Origin of the sequence: Pectobacterium quasiaquaticum (genome assembly GCF_014946775.2) — a bacterium.
Lineage (GTDB): Bacteria > Pseudomonadota > Gammaproteobacteria > Enterobacterales > Enterobacteriaceae > Pectobacterium > Pectobacterium aquaticum.
The window spans coordinates 1,672,798-1,688,304 of sequence record NZ_CP065177.1 but is presented as its reverse complement, the minus strand read 5'-3'; the positions used below and the strand labels follow the sequence as shown (position 1 = coordinate 1,688,304).

17 protein-coding genes, 2 tRNA genes and 1 pseudogene are annotated in these 15,507 nt (G+C 50.1%); 15 read left to right on the top strand and 5 right to left on the bottom strand.

What is annotated here, in order from left to right; all coding sequences use genetic code 11:
- The first annotated feature begins 165 nt into the window (after window positions 1–165).
- The 4 genes from IG609_RS07835 (at window position 166) to IG609_RS07820 (ending at window position 3,960) form a co-directional block, all read left to right on the top strand.
- Window positions 166–405 carry a YecH family metal-binding protein gene (locus IG609_RS07835; protein WP_193397633.1) on the top strand — a complete coding sequence of 80 codons (240 nt, stop codon included), beginning with the start codon at window positions 166–168 and terminating at the stop codon, window positions 403–405.
- Between the two features lie 2 nt (window positions 406–407).
- Window positions 408–2,168, top strand: coding sequence for a DNA repair helicase RadD (gene radD, locus IG609_RS07830; protein WP_193400396.1), 1,761 nt, complete (start codon window positions 408–410; stop codon window positions 2,166–2,168).
- A 259-nt stretch (window positions 2,169–2,427) separates the two neighbouring features.
- Entirely contained in the window at window positions 2,428–2,712 is a 285-nt protein-coding gene (gene rplY, locus IG609_RS07825) for a 50S ribosomal protein L25 (RefSeq protein ID WP_010277411.1), read from the top strand.
- A 99-nt stretch (window positions 2,713–2,811) separates the two neighbouring features.
- Window positions 2,812–3,960, top strand: a complete 1,149-nt coding sequence (locus IG609_RS07820; protein ID WP_193397631.1) for an acetyltransferase domain-containing protein — start codon at window positions 2,812–2,814, stop codon at window positions 3,958–3,960.
- 82 nt (window positions 3,961–4,042) lie between these two features.
- Here the strand turns inward: IG609_RS07820 and yejK are convergent, their stop codons facing one another.
- The gene (gene yejK, locus IG609_RS07815) at window positions 4,043–5,053 is read right to left on the bottom strand and encodes a nucleoid-associated protein YejK (RefSeq protein WP_193397630.1); all 1,011 of its coding nucleotides are present in this window, start codon (window positions 5,051–5,053) and stop codon (window positions 4,043–4,045) included.
- 220 nt (window positions 5,054–5,273) lie between these two features.
- Between yejK and IG609_RS07810 the strand changes: the two genes are divergently transcribed.
- The 6 genes and pseudogenes from IG609_RS07810 to IG609_RS07785 all read left to right on the top strand — a co-directional run bounded on the left by IG609_RS07810 (window position 5,274) and on the right by IG609_RS07785 (window position 8,808).
- Entirely contained in the window at window positions 5,274–5,504 is a 231-nt protein-coding gene (locus IG609_RS07810) for a YejL family protein (protein ID WP_005967239.1), read from the top strand.
- A 14-nt stretch (window positions 5,505–5,518) separates the two neighbouring features.
- Window positions 5,519–7,267: an LPS biosynthesis-modulating metalloenzyme YejM gene (gene yejM, locus IG609_RS07805; protein WP_193400394.1), complete on the top strand. Its 1,749-nt coding sequence runs from the start codon at window positions 5,519–5,521 to the stop codon at window positions 7,265–7,267.
- A 78-nt stretch (window positions 7,268–7,345) separates the two neighbouring features.
- A tRNA-Pro gene (locus IG609_RS07800) sits at window positions 7,346–7,422 on the top strand.
- 177 nt (window positions 7,423–7,599) lie between these two features.
- A pseudogene (locus IG609_RS07795) lies at window positions 7,600–7,851 on the top strand (integrase arm-type DNA-binding domain-containing protein); the annotation flags it as partial.
- Between the two features lie 446 nt (window positions 7,852–8,297).
- Complete coding sequence (gene relB, locus IG609_RS07790; RefSeq protein ID WP_193397628.1) at window positions 8,298–8,543, top strand: type II toxin-antitoxin system RelB family antitoxin; 246 nt, start codon at window positions 8,298–8,300, stop codon at window positions 8,541–8,543.
- A complete protein-coding gene (locus IG609_RS07785; protein WP_193397627.1) occupies window positions 8,533–8,808 on the top strand; it encodes a type II toxin-antitoxin system RelE/ParE family toxin in 276 nt (91 codons plus the stop codon). Before relB ends, IG609_RS07785 begins: the two co-directional genes overlap by 11 nt.
- A gap of 387 nt (window positions 8,809–9,195) precedes the next feature.
- On the opposite strand, the gene IG609_RS07780 is transcribed toward IG609_RS07785, so the two are convergent.
- Window positions 9,196–9,283, bottom strand: a tRNA-Ser gene (locus IG609_RS07780).
- 288 nt (window positions 9,284–9,571) lie between these two features.
- Between IG609_RS07780 and yccA the strand changes: the two genes are divergently transcribed.
- The gene (yccA, locus tag IG609_RS07775; RefSeq protein ID WP_193397626.1) at window positions 9,572–10,231 is read left to right on the top strand and encodes an FtsH protease modulator YccA; all 660 of its coding nucleotides are present in this window, start codon (window positions 9,572–9,574) and stop codon (window positions 10,229–10,231) included.
- Window positions 10,232–10,339: 108 nt separating this feature from the next.
- On the top strand, window positions 10,340–10,669 hold the full coding sequence (gene tusE, locus IG609_RS07770) for a sulfurtransferase TusE (RefSeq protein WP_193397625.1): 330 nt from the start codon (window positions 10,340–10,342) through the stop codon (window positions 10,667–10,669).
- A gap of 12 nt (window positions 10,670–10,681) precedes the next feature.
- On the opposite strand, the gene yccX is transcribed toward tusE, so the two are convergent.
- Window positions 10,682–10,960 (bottom strand): acylphosphatase, encoded by a 279-nt coding sequence (yccX, locus tag IG609_RS07765; RefSeq protein WP_193397624.1) that lies wholly within the window; start codon window positions 10,958–10,960, stop codon window positions 10,682–10,684.
- Window positions 10,961–11,187: 227 nt separating this feature from the next.
- On the opposite strand from yccX, the gene hspQ reads away from it, so the two are divergent.
- Window positions 11,188–11,496 (top strand): heat shock protein HspQ, encoded by a 309-nt coding sequence (hspQ, locus tag IG609_RS07760; RefSeq protein ID WP_102118479.1) that lies wholly within the window; start codon window positions 11,188–11,190, stop codon window positions 11,494–11,496.
- Window positions 11,497–11,568: 72 nt separating this feature from the next.
- Here hspQ and IG609_RS07755 read toward each other — a convergent pair whose 3' ends face one another.
- A complete protein-coding gene (locus tag IG609_RS07755; protein WP_193397623.1) occupies window positions 11,569–11,982 on the bottom strand; it encodes a CoA-binding protein in 414 nt (137 codons plus the stop codon).
- A 194-nt stretch (window positions 11,983–12,176) separates the two neighbouring features.
- Between IG609_RS07755 and IG609_RS07750 the strand changes: the two genes are divergently transcribed.
- Window positions 12,177–12,701: a DUF2057 family protein gene (locus tag IG609_RS07750; protein WP_193397622.1), complete on the top strand. Its 525-nt coding sequence runs from the start codon at window positions 12,177–12,179 to the stop codon at window positions 12,699–12,701.
- Between the two features lie 137 nt (window positions 12,702–12,838).
- Window positions 12,839–13,297: a methylglyoxal synthase gene (locus IG609_RS07745; protein ID WP_193397621.1), complete on the top strand. Its 459-nt coding sequence runs from the start codon at window positions 12,839–12,841 to the stop codon at window positions 13,295–13,297.
- Between the two features lie 76 nt (window positions 13,298–13,373).
- Here the strand turns inward: IG609_RS07745 and helD are convergent, their stop codons facing one another.
- Window positions 13,374–15,431: a DNA helicase IV gene (helD, locus tag IG609_RS07740; RefSeq protein WP_193397620.1), complete on the bottom strand. Its 2,058-nt coding sequence runs from the start codon at window positions 15,429–15,431 to the stop codon at window positions 13,374–13,376.
- Window positions 15,432–15,507: the final 76 nt, after the last annotated feature.

Here is a 15,507-nt window from a genome sequence, read left to right as displayed (position 1 = left end):
GAGAGGGTAGTATAACGGGGGTTTGTTTACTCGTCCTGCAATTCACGGCTCATATGTTGCTCTTTTTAGCCGACCTTGAATTTCAACGCCTCTTGCTTATCCCTCGCGCCAGGTATTATCAACAGGCATAATAAGGGCAATTTTTTACATTTTAAGGACAGCCCCATGTCATCTATTCACGGTCATGAAGTGTTGCAAATGATGCTCACATCCGGTGAGTCATTTACCACCGAACAGCTGATTAGCACGATAGAAACTCGCTTCGGCAACGAGGCGCGTTTTCACACCTGTTCCGCCGAAAATATGACGGCCTCAATGCTGGTACAGTTTCTGTCTGAACGCGGGAAATTCATCCCACACGATGCGGGCTTTACCACCAGCGCCAGTAAAATCTGCCAGCACTAGTTATGTCGTTCACGCTACGGCCTTACCAGCGTGAGGCTGTTTCCGCCACACTCGACTATTTTCGCCGTCACACCCAACCGGCCGTCATCGTTTTGCCTACCGGTGCGGGGAAAAGTCTGGTCATTGCCGAACTGGCGCGGCTTGCTCGTGGTCGAGTATTGGTGCTCGCACACGTCAAGGAACTGGTCGCACAAAACCATGCCAAATACTGCGCCTTGAATTTGGAAGCGGATATCTTCGCGGCAGGGCTACAGCAGCGAGAGAGTCAGGGAAAGGTGGTCTTTGGCAGCGTACAGTCCGTCGCGCGTAATCTCGACCAGTTCGATAGTGCCTTCTCTCTGCTGATCATTGATGAATGCCACCGTATTAGCGACGACGATAACAGCCAATATCAACAAATCATCCAGCATCTGCAAAAGACTAACCCACAGCTGCGGCTGCTCGGCTTAACGGCGACGCCCTATCGGCTTGGCAAAGGCTGGATATATCAGTATCACTATCACGGCATGATCCGTGGCGACGAACGCAGTTTGTTCCGCGACTGCATCTACGAGCTGCCGCTGCGTTATATGATCAAGCATGGCTTTCTGGTGCCGCCTGACCGATTGGATATGCCAGTGGTGCAATATGATTTCAGTAAGCTCGTCGCCCGCAGCAACGGGTTATTCAGCGAAGCCGACCTGAACCTCGAACTCAAACGTCAGCAGCGTATTACGCCGCATATCATCAGTCAGGTCATCGATTATGCGCAAACGCGGCGCGGCGTGATGATTTTTGCGTCCACCGTCGAACATGCCAAAGAAATTACGGCCTTGCTACCAAACGGTCAGGCTGCACTGGTTAGCGCCGATACGCCAGCGGCCGAGCGTGATGCGCTGATTGACGCCTTTAAACAGCAGTCGCTGCGGTATCTGGTCAACGTGGCGGTGCTGACGACCGGGTTTGACGCCCCGCATGTCGACCTTATTGCTATCCTTCGACCAACAGAATCCGTCAGCCTGTATCAGCAAATCGTCGGGCGCGGTTTACGGTTGTATCCAGGGAAAACGGACTGCCTGATTCTGGATTACGCTGGCAACCCGCACGATCTCTATACGCCAGAAGTCGGCAACAGCAAACCGCATGCTGGCAGCCAGCCAGTACAGGTCTTCTGCCCCGAATGTGGCTTTGCCAATCTATTCTGGGGAAAAACCACCCCGGACGGCGACATCATCGAACATTATGGCCGCCGCTGTCAGGGCTGGGAAATGGCGGAAAGTGGCCAACGCAAGCAGTGTGATTTCCGGTTTCGGTTTAAAGTCTGTCCGCACTGCGGCGCGGAAAATGATATTGCCGCGCGGCGCTGCCACCAGTGTGACGAGGTATTGGTCGATCCTGACGATATGCTGAAAGCGGCGTTGAAACTGAAAGATGCGCTGGTTCTGCGCTGTAGCGGCATGAGTTTCGAGCAGGGGCAGGATGCAAAAGGTGAATGGCTAAAAATCACCTACCACGATGAGGAAGGCGCCGAAGTGAGTGAACGTTTTCGCCTGCACACTACCGCCCAGCGCCACGTTTTCCTGCAACAATTTTTGCGTGTTCACCAACGCGCGCCGGGAACGCCGTTTAACTGGCAAAATGCCGCTGACGTCATCTCACAGCAACCTTTATTACGCGCGCCTGATTTTGTCGTCGCCCGCAAACACGGAAAATTCTGGCAAATACGCGAAAAGCTCTTTGATTATCAGGGACGCTTTCGCCGCGCCAACGAGCTCCGCGGCTAAAGTATACTCTAAATAATTCGAGTTTCAGGCAGGCGGCAAGAGAAGGAATCCCGATGAGCTTACTTGAGTAAGTGATTCGGGTGAATGAACGTAGCCAACGCACATGAAACTTGAAGTATGACGAGTAATTTTGGGATTCATTTGCCCGCAGAGCCATATTCCGCTAGAATTTAGCCCGCTTTTGTTCGCAAAAGCTGAATAACCCAACCTGCTGCTGGGTCGCCTGTAGCAGGATTACTTTATATAAGTAGAGAAGAAAATGATTACTATCAAAGCAGAAGCACGTCAAGGTCAGGGTAAGGGTGCGAGCCGCCGCCTGCGTTCAGCTGGTAAATTCCCAGCCATCGTTTACGGTGGTTCAGAAGCACCAGTATCTATCGAACTGGATCACGACTCAGTAAAAAACCAAGAAGTGAAAGAAGGCTTCTACGGTGAAACCGTTATCCTGTCTATCGATGGCAAAGAAGTTAAAGTTAAAGTTCAGGCTGTACAACGTCACGTTTACAAGCCAAAACTGACTCACATCGACTTCGTTCGCGTTTAGTTTGCGCTGAAGTCGTTTTCCGGGACGCCGGAAAAGAAGAACGCCGCTTATGCGGCGTTTTTTTTATAACAACTTATTCATTCACAAAGGAATGTGAACATGTCTCGTGATATCTCACAGCGACTTATCGCTATCGATGCCCTGCGCGGTCTGGTTATGGTACTTATGCTACTGGACCATGTGCGGGAAACCTTTTATCTGCACCTGCAACTCGCCGATCCGATTGATGTAACCAGTACCGATCCCCTGCTATTCATCAACCGTACGCTGGCACATCTGTGTGCTCCCGTGTTTGTCTTTTTAACTGGGCTTTCTGCCGCGCTTTATCATCAGAAAGTGCAAGATCGCCGACAAACCGCCCTCTTCTTGTTCCAGCGCGGCTTCATTCTCATTCTTCTTGAACTCACGCTAATCAACTTCGCGTGGACGTTCCAGTTCCCGCCACAGGTCATCTATTTACAAGTAATCTGGGCAATCGGTATGAGCATGCTGGCTCTCAGCGCGCTGATCTGGCTTCCTGCTAGGCTGGTTTTCATTCTGGGCATCGTTATCGTGGGTGGACATAACCTGCTGGACCCTTTGCAGGCTTCCGCAGGCTCCATCTGGTCTATTCCCTGGGCGATTTTGCACGATCGCGGTTGGATAGACATCGGCGACACATTCCGTATGCGCACTTCATACCCAGTATTGCCATGGATTGGCGTCATTTCACTTGGCTACGTCGCTGGAGCACTATATCGAAAAGAGGTATTTCCGCTTCAGCGCCAGAAAGTCCTGCTCACGCTGGCTGGGATCACGCTAGTGCTGTTCTTCGTTCTGCGTAGCATCAATCTGTATGGCGAAAAACCCTGGCAGCAGGGTGATGTCATCACGCAAACGCTCATGAGTTATTTCAACATCACGAAATACCCGCCATCGCTGCTGTTCCTCTGCCTGACGCTTAGCATCGGACTTTGCCTGCTTGCCGTGTTTGAACGCCAGCAGAAACGGCGCTGGCTCGTTATACTGGCGAGCTTCGGTGCCGCACCGATGTTTTTCTACCTACTGCATCTGTATGTTTTAAAAGGTATGTATTTAACCGCTGTCGCGATCTGGGGGAAAAATCAGGGAGAATGGTTCGGCTTTTCCGCCGTCTGGCAATTGTGGGTGTGTACTCTGGTGCTGATGGTCGTGTTATTTTCGCCCGTTCGCGCGTTTGCCCGCTTAAAAGCCCGCCGCAGAGACATCCGCTGGCTTAAATACTTCTAATCTCTATCGTTTCAACCCGCTATCAGCCGCTGCCCTTTTCCTGAAGTCAGAAAAAGGGCAGAGTCGTCTTCTGGTGCGATGTCTACGACTTACCGCTGCTTGTCCGACGCTGTAGCTGATCGCGCAGGTTCGGTGGCGTGCCTTTAATCGTCAATGTATCCGTCGCCGGATCCCAGAAAATTCGCTCGCCGAGCAATAGCGCATCAAAATTCAGGCTGATGCCACCACCGCTGCCCGCAAATTTGGTTAACTGGCGCAGTGTTCCACGATCGGCAGGGAAGCTCTCTTCCAACTCATAGCCCTGCTCGGTTGAAAACTGCTGAAAGGTTTTCTCGCCCAGCGGTGGCAGTTCCTGCGACAGCGACGCCAGCTCGATTTCCTCACCGGACTGCAACTGTTCATTGCAGTAGCTATATACCTGCTGGCGATAATTCTGTCGCTCGTTTTTATCTAACTGGGCTTCTTCACAATACTCATCAACGGCTTTCAGCAAGCCACGGTTTTGTGCTTTGGTGTCCAGCCCTTCTGATGCGGCCAGAAAATCCATGAAGAAGTCAGAGACTTTGCGCCCAACACGGCCTTTAAGGAACGTCAGATAGCGGGTGGATTCCGGATTAACTTCCCATTCCGTCAAATCGATACGCGCAACGATATCGGCATGAGTGATATCCAGATAGTGCGTGGTGCTGATATCCAACTGTTCATTAACTCGCATACTGTTGCAGCTATTAAGCACCGATATCAACAAATACTCGACAGCCAGATAACGATACTGGCAGAACAACACGATACCGCCTTCAGCAAACGGGTACTTCGCCAGCTCGTCACGCAAGCGTCCGGTCGCGGCGCGTGAGAAACTTAGAAAATCCTCATCCCCTTTGCGACAAGCCCGCAGTGCATCCGCTAGCTCGCTTTGCTCATTAAACAGCCCATAGGCCTTACTCTTGGCGCTGTAGACGCGATGCAGTTCAGCCATCATCTCTTCTACTGCCGCATTGGTTGGCAATAGGGAATCACGTAACACCATTTCCAGCGTTTGTTCGTCACGTTTAATTAGCTGATGCAGGGCAATCTGGGCGATATCCAGACTCATGATAAACTCTCCTTTTGGCAAGGCGCGTATTCAAACACTGATACGAACGGCCCGCAACACATTAAAGCTGGCCCTTTACATCTGTACGCGCGCTAGGCGTCTACACTACTTATTGATAACAGTACGTCAGTGATAAAAGTACGTTAATGATAAAAGTGCAGAAAAGCATAAGCCTATACGGTAAGATAAGCGACTTTACCAGCTTGAGATACGCCATTTTATGCCACAATCATCCCGTTATAGTGACGAACACGTTGAACAACTGCTTTCTGAGATGGTCAATGTTCTGGAAAAGCACCACGCCCCAACCGATCTTGCTTTGATGGTGCTCGGTAATATGGTGACGAACCTGATTAACACCAGCATCGCACCTGCACAACGTCAGGTTCTGGCACGTTCTTTCGCTGAAGCCCTACAGGCTTCGATTAAAAAAGCCGATAAAGCTCACTAAGTCTTGACCAACGTATGGTAACCAACCGTCAGCGCTACCGCGAAAAAGTCTCCCAGATGATCAGTTGGGGACACTGGTTCGCCTTATTCAACATTTTGCTCACTTTGGGGCTGGGTAGCCGCTACCTGTTTGTTGCCGATTGGCCGACCTCCCTGTTTGGTCGACTTTATGCGCTGGTTAGCTGGCTTGGTCATTTTAGCTTTATCGTCTTTGCTGCCTATCTGCTGGTTATCTTCCCGCTCACATTTATTGTGATGTCACAGCGCCTGCTACGGTTCCTGTCTGCAGCGCTGGCAACGGCTGGGCTAACGATACTGCTCGTTGATGTGGAAGTCTTTACACGCTTTCACTTGCACCTTAATAGCACCGTTTGGGAACTTGTCGTCAATCCGGGACAGGGTGAAATCGCCCGCGACTGGCAGTGGATGTTTATCGGCATTCCATTGATTTTCATGGCAGAAATGCTGTTCGGCACATGGTGCTGGCAAAAACTCCGCAGCCTGAACCGTCGCCATTTTGGCAAACCGTTAGCGGGCGTTTTTATCTCAGCGTTCTTCGCGTCACATCTGATGTATATCTGGGCCGATGCGAACTTCTATCGCCCGATTACCATGCAGCGCGCCAACCTGCCACTGTCTTATCCGATGACGGCACGTCGTTTTCTGGAAAAACATGGACTGCTGGATGCACAGGAATATCAGCGTCGGCTGATGCAGCAGGGTAATCCTGAAGCCATGACGGTGGAGTATCCGCTCAGTAGCATTACTTTCCGCGATGGCGGCAGCAGCTACAACCTGCTGATGGTGATGATCGACGATACGCAGCCCGACGCTATACAAAACCGGATGCCAAACCTGTCACGTTTCGCCGCAGAAAACGTGCGTTTTAGCGATCATTACGATTCAGGATCTCAGCCAGACGCCGCCTTGTTTAACCTGTTTTACGGCCTCTCGACGACCTATATGGACGGCATTCTGAGCGCGCGCAAACCTTCTGCCTTGATCACCGCGTTAAGCCAGCAGGGCTATCAGTTCGGGCTATTTTCGGCGAACGGCTTCAACAGCCCGCTTTATCGTCAGGCACTGCTTTCTGATTTCTCCTTACCTGCACCGCAGCAGCAAAGCGGCGATGCCATCATCACGCAATGGCAGGAATGGCTCAGCCGCGATAATAATCCAGCCCCCTGGTTCTCTTACGTTGAACTGAGCAGCGCACCGAAAACCTCAGATGGCAAAGATGCTGGGCCTAACGGCCGCATGAATATTCAGGACGTCGATCGCCAGATTGGGCAAATCATTCATATCCTGCAGGAAAAAAACATTCTGAATAACACGGTCGTCATCGTGACCACGGCACAAAACCAGGATGCTAATGCCAGCAACGCGGCACGTTTTGCCCGAACTCAGTGGCAAACACCGCTCATTGTTCACTGGCCGAACACGCCTGCGCAGACTATTACGAAAATGACGGATAACAAAGACGTCATGACCACGCTGATGCAGCGCCTGCTCCACGTTAAAAACAGCACGGATGATTATTCGCAAGGTGAAGACCTGTTCTCAGCCCAACGACGCTACCCGTGGTTGATTAACGGCAACGGTGGCACACTGCTCATCACCACACAGGATCAGCTTATCGTGTTGGAAAGCAACGGCAACTACCGAGCTTACGACATGGCGGGAAATCGGCTGAATGATGAAAAACCGCAACTTGCCCTGCTCTTGCAGGTACTAACGAACGAAAGGCGCTTTATTGCCAACTAACTGCCTAAATCTAAAGCAGTCGTTTCATCCGGCTATTGCAATAAGGTCAGGAAACAGTAGTATAAATGCCCATAGCATCGGCACGTAGCGCAGCCTGGTAGCGCACCGTCATGGGGTGTCGGGGGTCGGAGGTTCAAATCCTCTCGTGCCGACCAAATACATATTCGGTTAGTTTCGTTTACTACCGGAAACCCCACAGAAACCCGCATCCTCACTGAGTTTGCGGGTTTTTTGTTGCCTGTTATCTATCGGGATACCCCGTTTACAGCCGGAAAGTTTGGGCATACGCTTAGTTATACCGCCCCATATAACTACAAAAGCGTATAACTACGATGGCTCGCATGACTACACCACTGACCAATACCGAGATCAAAGCCGCCAAACCTGCCGAGAAGGAATACACGCTACAGGACGGAGATGGGTTGTATCTGCTGGTGAAACCTAGTAGTTCTAAAATCTGGCGATTTAACTATTACCGCCCCGATACAAAGAAACGTGCATTAATCAGTTTTGGTTCATTCCCTGCGGTTTCTTTGGCAGAAGCCCGACAACGGCGTGAAGCGGCAAAAGCGCTGATAAGTAAAGCGGTAAAGCGCAATCTGTAATTTCTGAGCACGCCGTAAAGCAGCTTTGGTAAAACCAGCAGGGCAGACCAAAGCCCCTTGATGATCACATACGTCCTGTACTAATCCGTGAAACTCTTCAACACCTTTGACATCCACCGAGCAGTTAGTCTGCATGCCCTGAGTATTCGTTAGCGAACGTGGAGCACCTGCTGGCTCGAAAGAAAAGCGGCGATCATCGCATGATTCTCGCTCGATATTCGTAACCAGTAAGCGCATGCCCTGAACCACTTCAAAGTGTAATTCTCAGGGTGCGAATGACTATAGTTCGCTCTTAACAGACGATCAGCGATTAACTCACACCAGCCCAGAGAACGACATCCCACCGACCATTAAGTAACCACTTGCCTCTCTCTTCTCACATCATTACAATGTATACAAAACACACAATGTAGTGAGGCAACTGTATGGGCGTCATGTCCGTTCGCTTAAATGATGAAACAACCGCGCAACTTGATGCGCTGGCTAAAGCCACAGGACGTACCCGCTCTTTTCTGGCCGGACAAGCCATTGAAGATTATCTTGCACGGGAAGCCTGGCAGATAGCAGAGATTGAGCAGGCCATTAAAGAAGCCGATGCGAGTGATGTTGTCTCATCCGATGAAATGAATAACCTGTTTAGGAAATTAGGTACGGCAAGACATGGAAATTAAATGGCTGCGTAAAGCCGCGGCCAATTTGGAAGCAGAATACCTCTATATCGCGCAAGACGATCCACAGGCTGCCAGCCATTTCGTAGATGAAGTCCAAAGATTAACGGAATTACTACCGCAACAGCCAGCCATGGGAAGGCCAGGCCGTGTGCCAGGAACGCGTGAGCTGGTGTTAACGCACTATCCCTACATCATCCCCTACCGTGTGAAAGATAATATGCTCCAGATTCTGCGCGTCTTTCATACGCACAGACGTTTACCCTAAAGATGGTGGATAACCTTTAACAAACGTACATCCCGACTAACCGCTACACAGCCATGACAGACGACCAAAAACATAACCAACAATCAAGATCGTCCGACTAGGGCGGGAAACGTACCGGTGCAGGCGCTCCGATAGGTAAAACCAATGGGAAAACGACCAATTCCCCGCACCGTTCAGTATCACTGGAGACCGTGCCATTGGCCGGCGCGAAGCTGATATCGATGAGTGTGGGTGGGTGGGTGGGTGGGTGGGTAATATTGGGGGGTAACAAAAGGAAAAACAGGTAGCTAGAAACAAAAAAGCTCCCGTTTAAGGAAGCTTTTTTGCTGTATTTCATGTAGTGCAAAATCAAAAACTATACTTTAGTCATTGATTTTATTAGTTTGTTGGCGGAGGAGTAGAGATTCGAACTCTAGAACACTTTCGCGTCGCCGGTTTTCAAGACCGGTGCCTTCAACCACTCGGCCACTCCTCCGCAATGACGCGCACTATAAACAGTGCAGGAGATCTTGTAAAGCATCACAGCGCTCAATTGCTTGAAAAACAGTCTAACGCAACGCAACTGGACGCAAAACCGCCACACAACAAATAACATAGTGCAATTTATCTCCAACATCACACGACATGCAGGGCAAAATATGAGCACTGGTCCGAAAGATAAAAACTTTCAGCGTAAAGAAGGGTAAACCGTCTTTAATAACGTCGCGCAACTATTTATTCTTTAGCATTGGATAATACCACTCTAAAGAGAGAGTCGCTGACTATGGATCGTATTGTTGTTTCCTCTACCCGTGAAAGCTCGCTACTCAGCACTCACAAAGTGCTGCGTAATACTTATTTCCTACTGTCGCTGACACTGGGTTTTTCCGCCGTTACCGCAACGGCAAGTACCTTACTTAACCTGCCAGCCCCTGGCTTAATTCTGATGCTGGTTGGGTTTTATGGTCTGATGTTTCTGACGCACAAGTTGGCTAACAGCCCTGCGGGTATTCTCGCAGCTTTCGCTCTGACCGGATTCATGGGTTATACGCTGGGCCCGATGTTAAGTTCACTGATTTCCTCCGGCGCAGGCGACATTGTCATGCTGGCTCTGGGCGGCACGGCGGTGGTGTTCTTCTGTTGTTCGGCCTATGTCTTAACGACACGTAAGGATATGTCCTTCCTGTCTGGCATGATGATGGCAGGATTTGTTGTTCTGCTTGTTGCCGTCATCGCCAATCTGTTCTTGCAGATTCCAGCCCTGCATCTGGCAATCAGCGCCTTGTTTATTCTGTTCTCTGCGGGTGCCATCCTGTGGGAAACCAGCAACATCATCCACGGTGGCGAAACTAACTACATACGGGCAACGGTTAGCCTGTATGTCGCGATATACAATATCTTCGTTAGCCTGTTGAGCATTCTGGGCATCATGCGTAACGACTAAGTCTCGTTCATCACCAGACCGAGAAAGCCCCAGATGAACCTTTTTTATTCCGGCGCAAACAGAAAAATTTGGTAAACTGCGGGCTGAGATATCGCAGTCGGAGAGAAGATGTTGGAGTTTGAAGGGCGAACAATCGCAACTGACGCGCAGGGTTACCTGATGGATAGCACCGCATGGAGCGAAGCATTGGCTCCCGTGTTAGCGGAATATGAAGGCATCATATTGACTGAACCGCATTGGGAAGTCGTCCGGTTTGTGCGGAATTTTTATCAGGAGTTCAATACGTCACCCGCGATACGCATGTTGGTTAAGGCGATGGAGAAAAAGTATGGTCAGGAGAAAGGAAATAGTCGCTACCTGTACAAGCTGTTCCCAAAAGGGCCAGCCAAGCAGGCAACTAAAATCGCCGGCTTACCCAAACCGGTGAAATGCATCTAGCGTCACCCAAGTTCAATAGCGGATCGTAAATCCTTCATAGTCCGTCTTGCCATGTGGCTCAATAAGCACCTTATCCACTCTGGCGCTTCGTGGGCCCCCTTGCTTCAGCCACTCAATCAACGCGTCTACCGCATGAGCTTCACCGCTTGCTACCACCTCCACGCTGCCATCATCACAATTGCGTGCATACCCATTGAGCCCAAGCTGCCTAGCCTGATGCTGCGTGCTGTAACGAAACCCGACGCCCTGAACCACACCATAGACATAGGCGACCGTCGCTATCTTTGCCATCTTTTCCCCCTTTTCCTACCCTGCAACCACACAACATTTCATTAGCAGACCTGTATCTTCTAAAAATTTACACCATACTGTTAATAATGTGTTTAGCCAGCGACTCATCAACAAGCACATGACTTGAAAAACGCTGTTCGCTAAAAGGCGTTATCGGATGCGGTCATTTTTCCTTCACGCCATCCGCAATAAGTAGAAAATATAATCTATTTCCAAGGGGGGATTATATGATCATCTGTAAATTTGGTATTGGACAACAGATTCGTCATAGACAGCTGGGATTTCCAGGGGTTGTGATTGATATCGACCCCGAATATTCATTAGACACACCCACCTGGGAAGAAATTAGCGGCAATGACACGCCGCGCGCCGAGCCGTGGTATCACGTTGTGATGGAAGATGACGAAGGCCAACCGATTCATACTTATCTAGCAGAAGCGCAGTTGATGAAAGAAGAGCTTTCTGAGCATGGGCACCCTTCGCTAAACGAATTAGCCGAGGTCATTCGACGCCGTGCGCCACAGTTGCGCCATTAATTTGCAAATACTGACGACCAAAGACAAGTATTGGCGATGTTGTGGTATTCAGCATCGCCTACTATCTGCAACTTATTTTTCCAACCCCAGCCGCGGGATTTCAATTTTCGGACAGCGATCCATTACGACTTTCAGCCCGGCATCGTGAGCCAAAATTGCCGCTTGCTCATTAATGACACCAATCTGTAGCCACAAAACGGTAGCACCGATGGCGATGGCCTCTTTAGCTATCTCATAGGCCGCTTCCGGCTGGCGAAAGACATCGACCATATCAACTGGTTTAGGAATATCCGCTAAGCTGGCATACGCTTTTTGACCTAAAAGTGTCTGGCCAGATAGTTTGGGACTAATGGGGATAACCTCGTAGCCCTGTTTAAGCAAATACGCCATCACACCATAACTCGGGCGGGACGGATTATCACTGGCTCCCACTACCGCAATGGTTTTTACCGTTTTCAGTACAGACTCAATATCTCTGTCATTCATGCTATTCAACCTCTCTTACGTGATTTATTACAGTGTATCGTACATTTTACGAATAGCAGGAAATGGCTTAAAACCGCCGCCATCTGTGCCTTATAGCGCGAAAAATGCCATAACACCCTGTTTCAAATTGAAACCTTTGACACATTCAGACAATTCCTCAACAATACTCAGATTACGTGCCATCTGGGAAAATTATGAAATTCGGCTTCATCACTGTCTGCCTTTTTATTGCAGGTTTAAGTGCTTCTGCAATGGCGGCAACAACGTTGAAATTAGATCGGAAAATCGATCTCCTTATGGTTGATGGGCAGAGGATGTCAGGCTCGTTGCTGAAAGGTGCCGATAGTCTCGAACTGAGCCGTGGGCAACACCAGATTCTGTTCAAGGTGGTCGATACTGTCGACACCCAAACAGGAGCGCCAGCGACCTATTTTCCCTCAACATTTATTGCGGCCTTTAATACAGAAAAAATGACATCCGTGTCATTTAAGCTACCACCGTTGCAAACCCTGCAAGATCGCAAGAACTTCACTGCCCAACCTCAGTATCAGTTGCTTGATGAAAAAAATCAGGCAATTTCCGTGCGTACCGATGCGATTGTGCTCGCAGACAATGATCAACTCGATATAGAGCGAAAAATGTCCGAGTACAACGCGGCGGCGAACGGGGCTTCAGTTGCGGGCTTTGCTACCGCACTGAATGAATCCGTAAGCTGGTGATTTTACGCGCAGTCACATCTGATTTTTGATACCCGTTCGCCTTTTCCTGCTTTTATCGCTTTGCACTGAAACTACGTTTCCGTAATCTGTCTGTACCCTAGCGTCAGCTTTATTACACCAGATTGAAGGACGTAACCATGGAGTTCACCACCCGTACCATCCCCGCGCAAAAACATATCGCGCTGGTCGCACACGACCACTGTAAACAATCTTTGCTGGATTGGGTTGGTACGAATAAACAACAGCTCACAGAGCACACGCTTTACGCTACTGGAACCACTGGCAACCTGATTCAGTTGAACACGGGCTTGCCCGTAAAAAGCATGCTAAGTGGACCGATGGGGGGTGACCAGCAGGTTGGCGCACTCATTTCTGAAGGGAAAATCGATTTAATGATCTTCTTTTGGGATCCACTGAATGCCGTACCACACGATCCCGATGTGAAGGCGCTGCTGAGACTGGCTACGGTTTGGAACATTCCTGTTGCTACCAACAGGGCAACGGCGGATTTCCTGATTAATTCAGCGCTATTTAACGAGCAGGTTCCAATCGCCATTCCTGATTATCAGCGCTACCTGCAAGATCGTCTGAAATAATATCCCTACATCATACTGGACCAGCGGCGTGTGACACACCGACGCTGGTCTCTTCTGTTATATTTCTCTCTTTTCGTTATCCTGGCTTACGCGCCATTGGTACACCTAAACGATGAAGATGTTCAATAAACACCGATGGATTCGCTATATCCTGTAGCAACCAGACGCGATGTTTCGCTCTCGTCAATGCCACATATAGTAAGCGACGTTCTTCCGCATCGGGGAAATCATCAGGTTCAGGTAACAGCACCGCCTCAATCACTGACTCTCTTGTCGGCGCTGGGAAGCCGTCCTTCCCTTCATGCATGCCTACGATAATGACATATGCCGCCTGCTGCCCTTTACTGGCATGCACCGTCATGAAATCAATGTGCAAATTCGGCCATTTGGTTGCCGCCTTCTCCAAAATCGCTGGGCGTAAATAGTGATAACGCGCCAGCACAAGAATGCGCTCATCAGCTTTCACAAAGCCGCTCAGTTTATCCAGAAGTGGCTCAAGCTGATCCTGAGGTAGAATCGTCACCGCTTTTTTATCCCCTTTACTCAGGCTATTAAGCGGTTTCTTCAACTGATACGGATTTTGCTGTATGAACGTATTCGCAATTTCACCAATACGTTCATTAAAGCGATAGGTGGTATCCAGCGCGCACTGTTCACCTACGCCGAAATACTGTTCAAATGCCGTCGTCAACGCCAGCTCAGCACCGCTAAAACGGTAAATTGCCTGCCAGTCATCCCCGACGGCAAAAAGACAAGTACGGCTATTTTGTCGACGCAGTGCTGCAAGTAAGCTCGCACGCTGTGGCGAAATATCCTGAAATTCGTCCACCAGAATGTGCTTCCAAGGGCTGACAAAGCGCCCTTTATCCAGCAAGTTCACGGCCTGATGGATAAGGCCAGAGAAGTCGACGGCGTTCTCGTCCTTAAGCGCTTTTTTCCAGGCTTTCAACAGCGGTGCCATCAGGCGAATGCGTTGCTGAAACTCTGCCCGAATGGATTCTGGTGCCTGCTCAATCATTTCACTCTGGCTGCCGCCGTGCATACGCATCAATCCTAACCAGCGCTCAAGTCGCCCGGCCAATCGCCCTGCCAGCTTCGGGTCGTTCCAGAAATCGCCTTCTGGTACATCCCATTCCAGCTCTTCCGTTAACCAGCGTCGCCACCCGTTAGCGTGCGTTTTTTTCTCTGCACACTGCTGTTGCCAGTGAGAAACCAGCAGTTCGCGACGCTGTTTCGCATCACTTTCCAGTTGGCTTATCATCGGGGCCTTGCGGCTAGCCTGCTGAATAATGTGCAATGCCAACGCATGGAACGTCTTAGCCTGAATCTCATCCGTGTTGAGCCGCTCTCGGATGCGCTCGTTCATCTCTTCTGCCGCTTTACGACCAAATGCCAGCAGTAAAATCTGATCGGGCGCAGCCTCCTGTCGGTGAATTAACCACGCCGCTCTGGCCACCAGCACGGAGGTTTTTCCGCTGCCTGCACCCGCCAGTACCAGTACGCCTTCTTCGCCATTGATCACCGCTTTACTCTGCGACACATTTAATGGCGAGTTCTCCACCGTTTCAAAGAAAGGCTGCTCTGCCGCCAGCGTGCGATCCATCCATGCCTGATTCACCGCAGTGCGCGTCTCCTCGCCCTGCTCAAGCCAGCGCAAGCAATGCTGGTAGTGATCACGGCAGTTATCAAAGGCTTCAAGACGAGACACAGGAAGAGGCAAAGCTCCCAGCGAATCGCGAATGGCATTCTGCAACGTTGCCAGAGTCTGACGGCTAAACCATTTATCCTGCTGCGTCAGCGTTTGAATGCTGTCCGTTTGGCGCTGTAAAACTTCAGCGCTAATCAGGCTCATCTCCTCGCTCCAGTCGAGCCAGGATTTAAGAAGATGGCGGTAAAAAGCCTGCGTTTCCTGCCACTCTGTTCCGTGCAGACGCACCACTTTTCCGGCTGGCAATTCAAATTCCAGCTCTCCCCACACCAGCCCTCTTTTACAGTGAATACTCAGCAACTGATTAAAGGGGATCAGGTATTGATGTTTATCGCCACTCACTTCGACACCGGCATTCAGTAACCGCACCCGGTTGTAAGGATGCTGGGCCAGATGTTTACCTAACGAAGTAGATTTCAGTTCCATGATGTTCGCGCCATGACTATGTGAGAGGATATTCATCCATTTTTTGTCGTTTATCTGATTCTTAGTTTATCCGTTA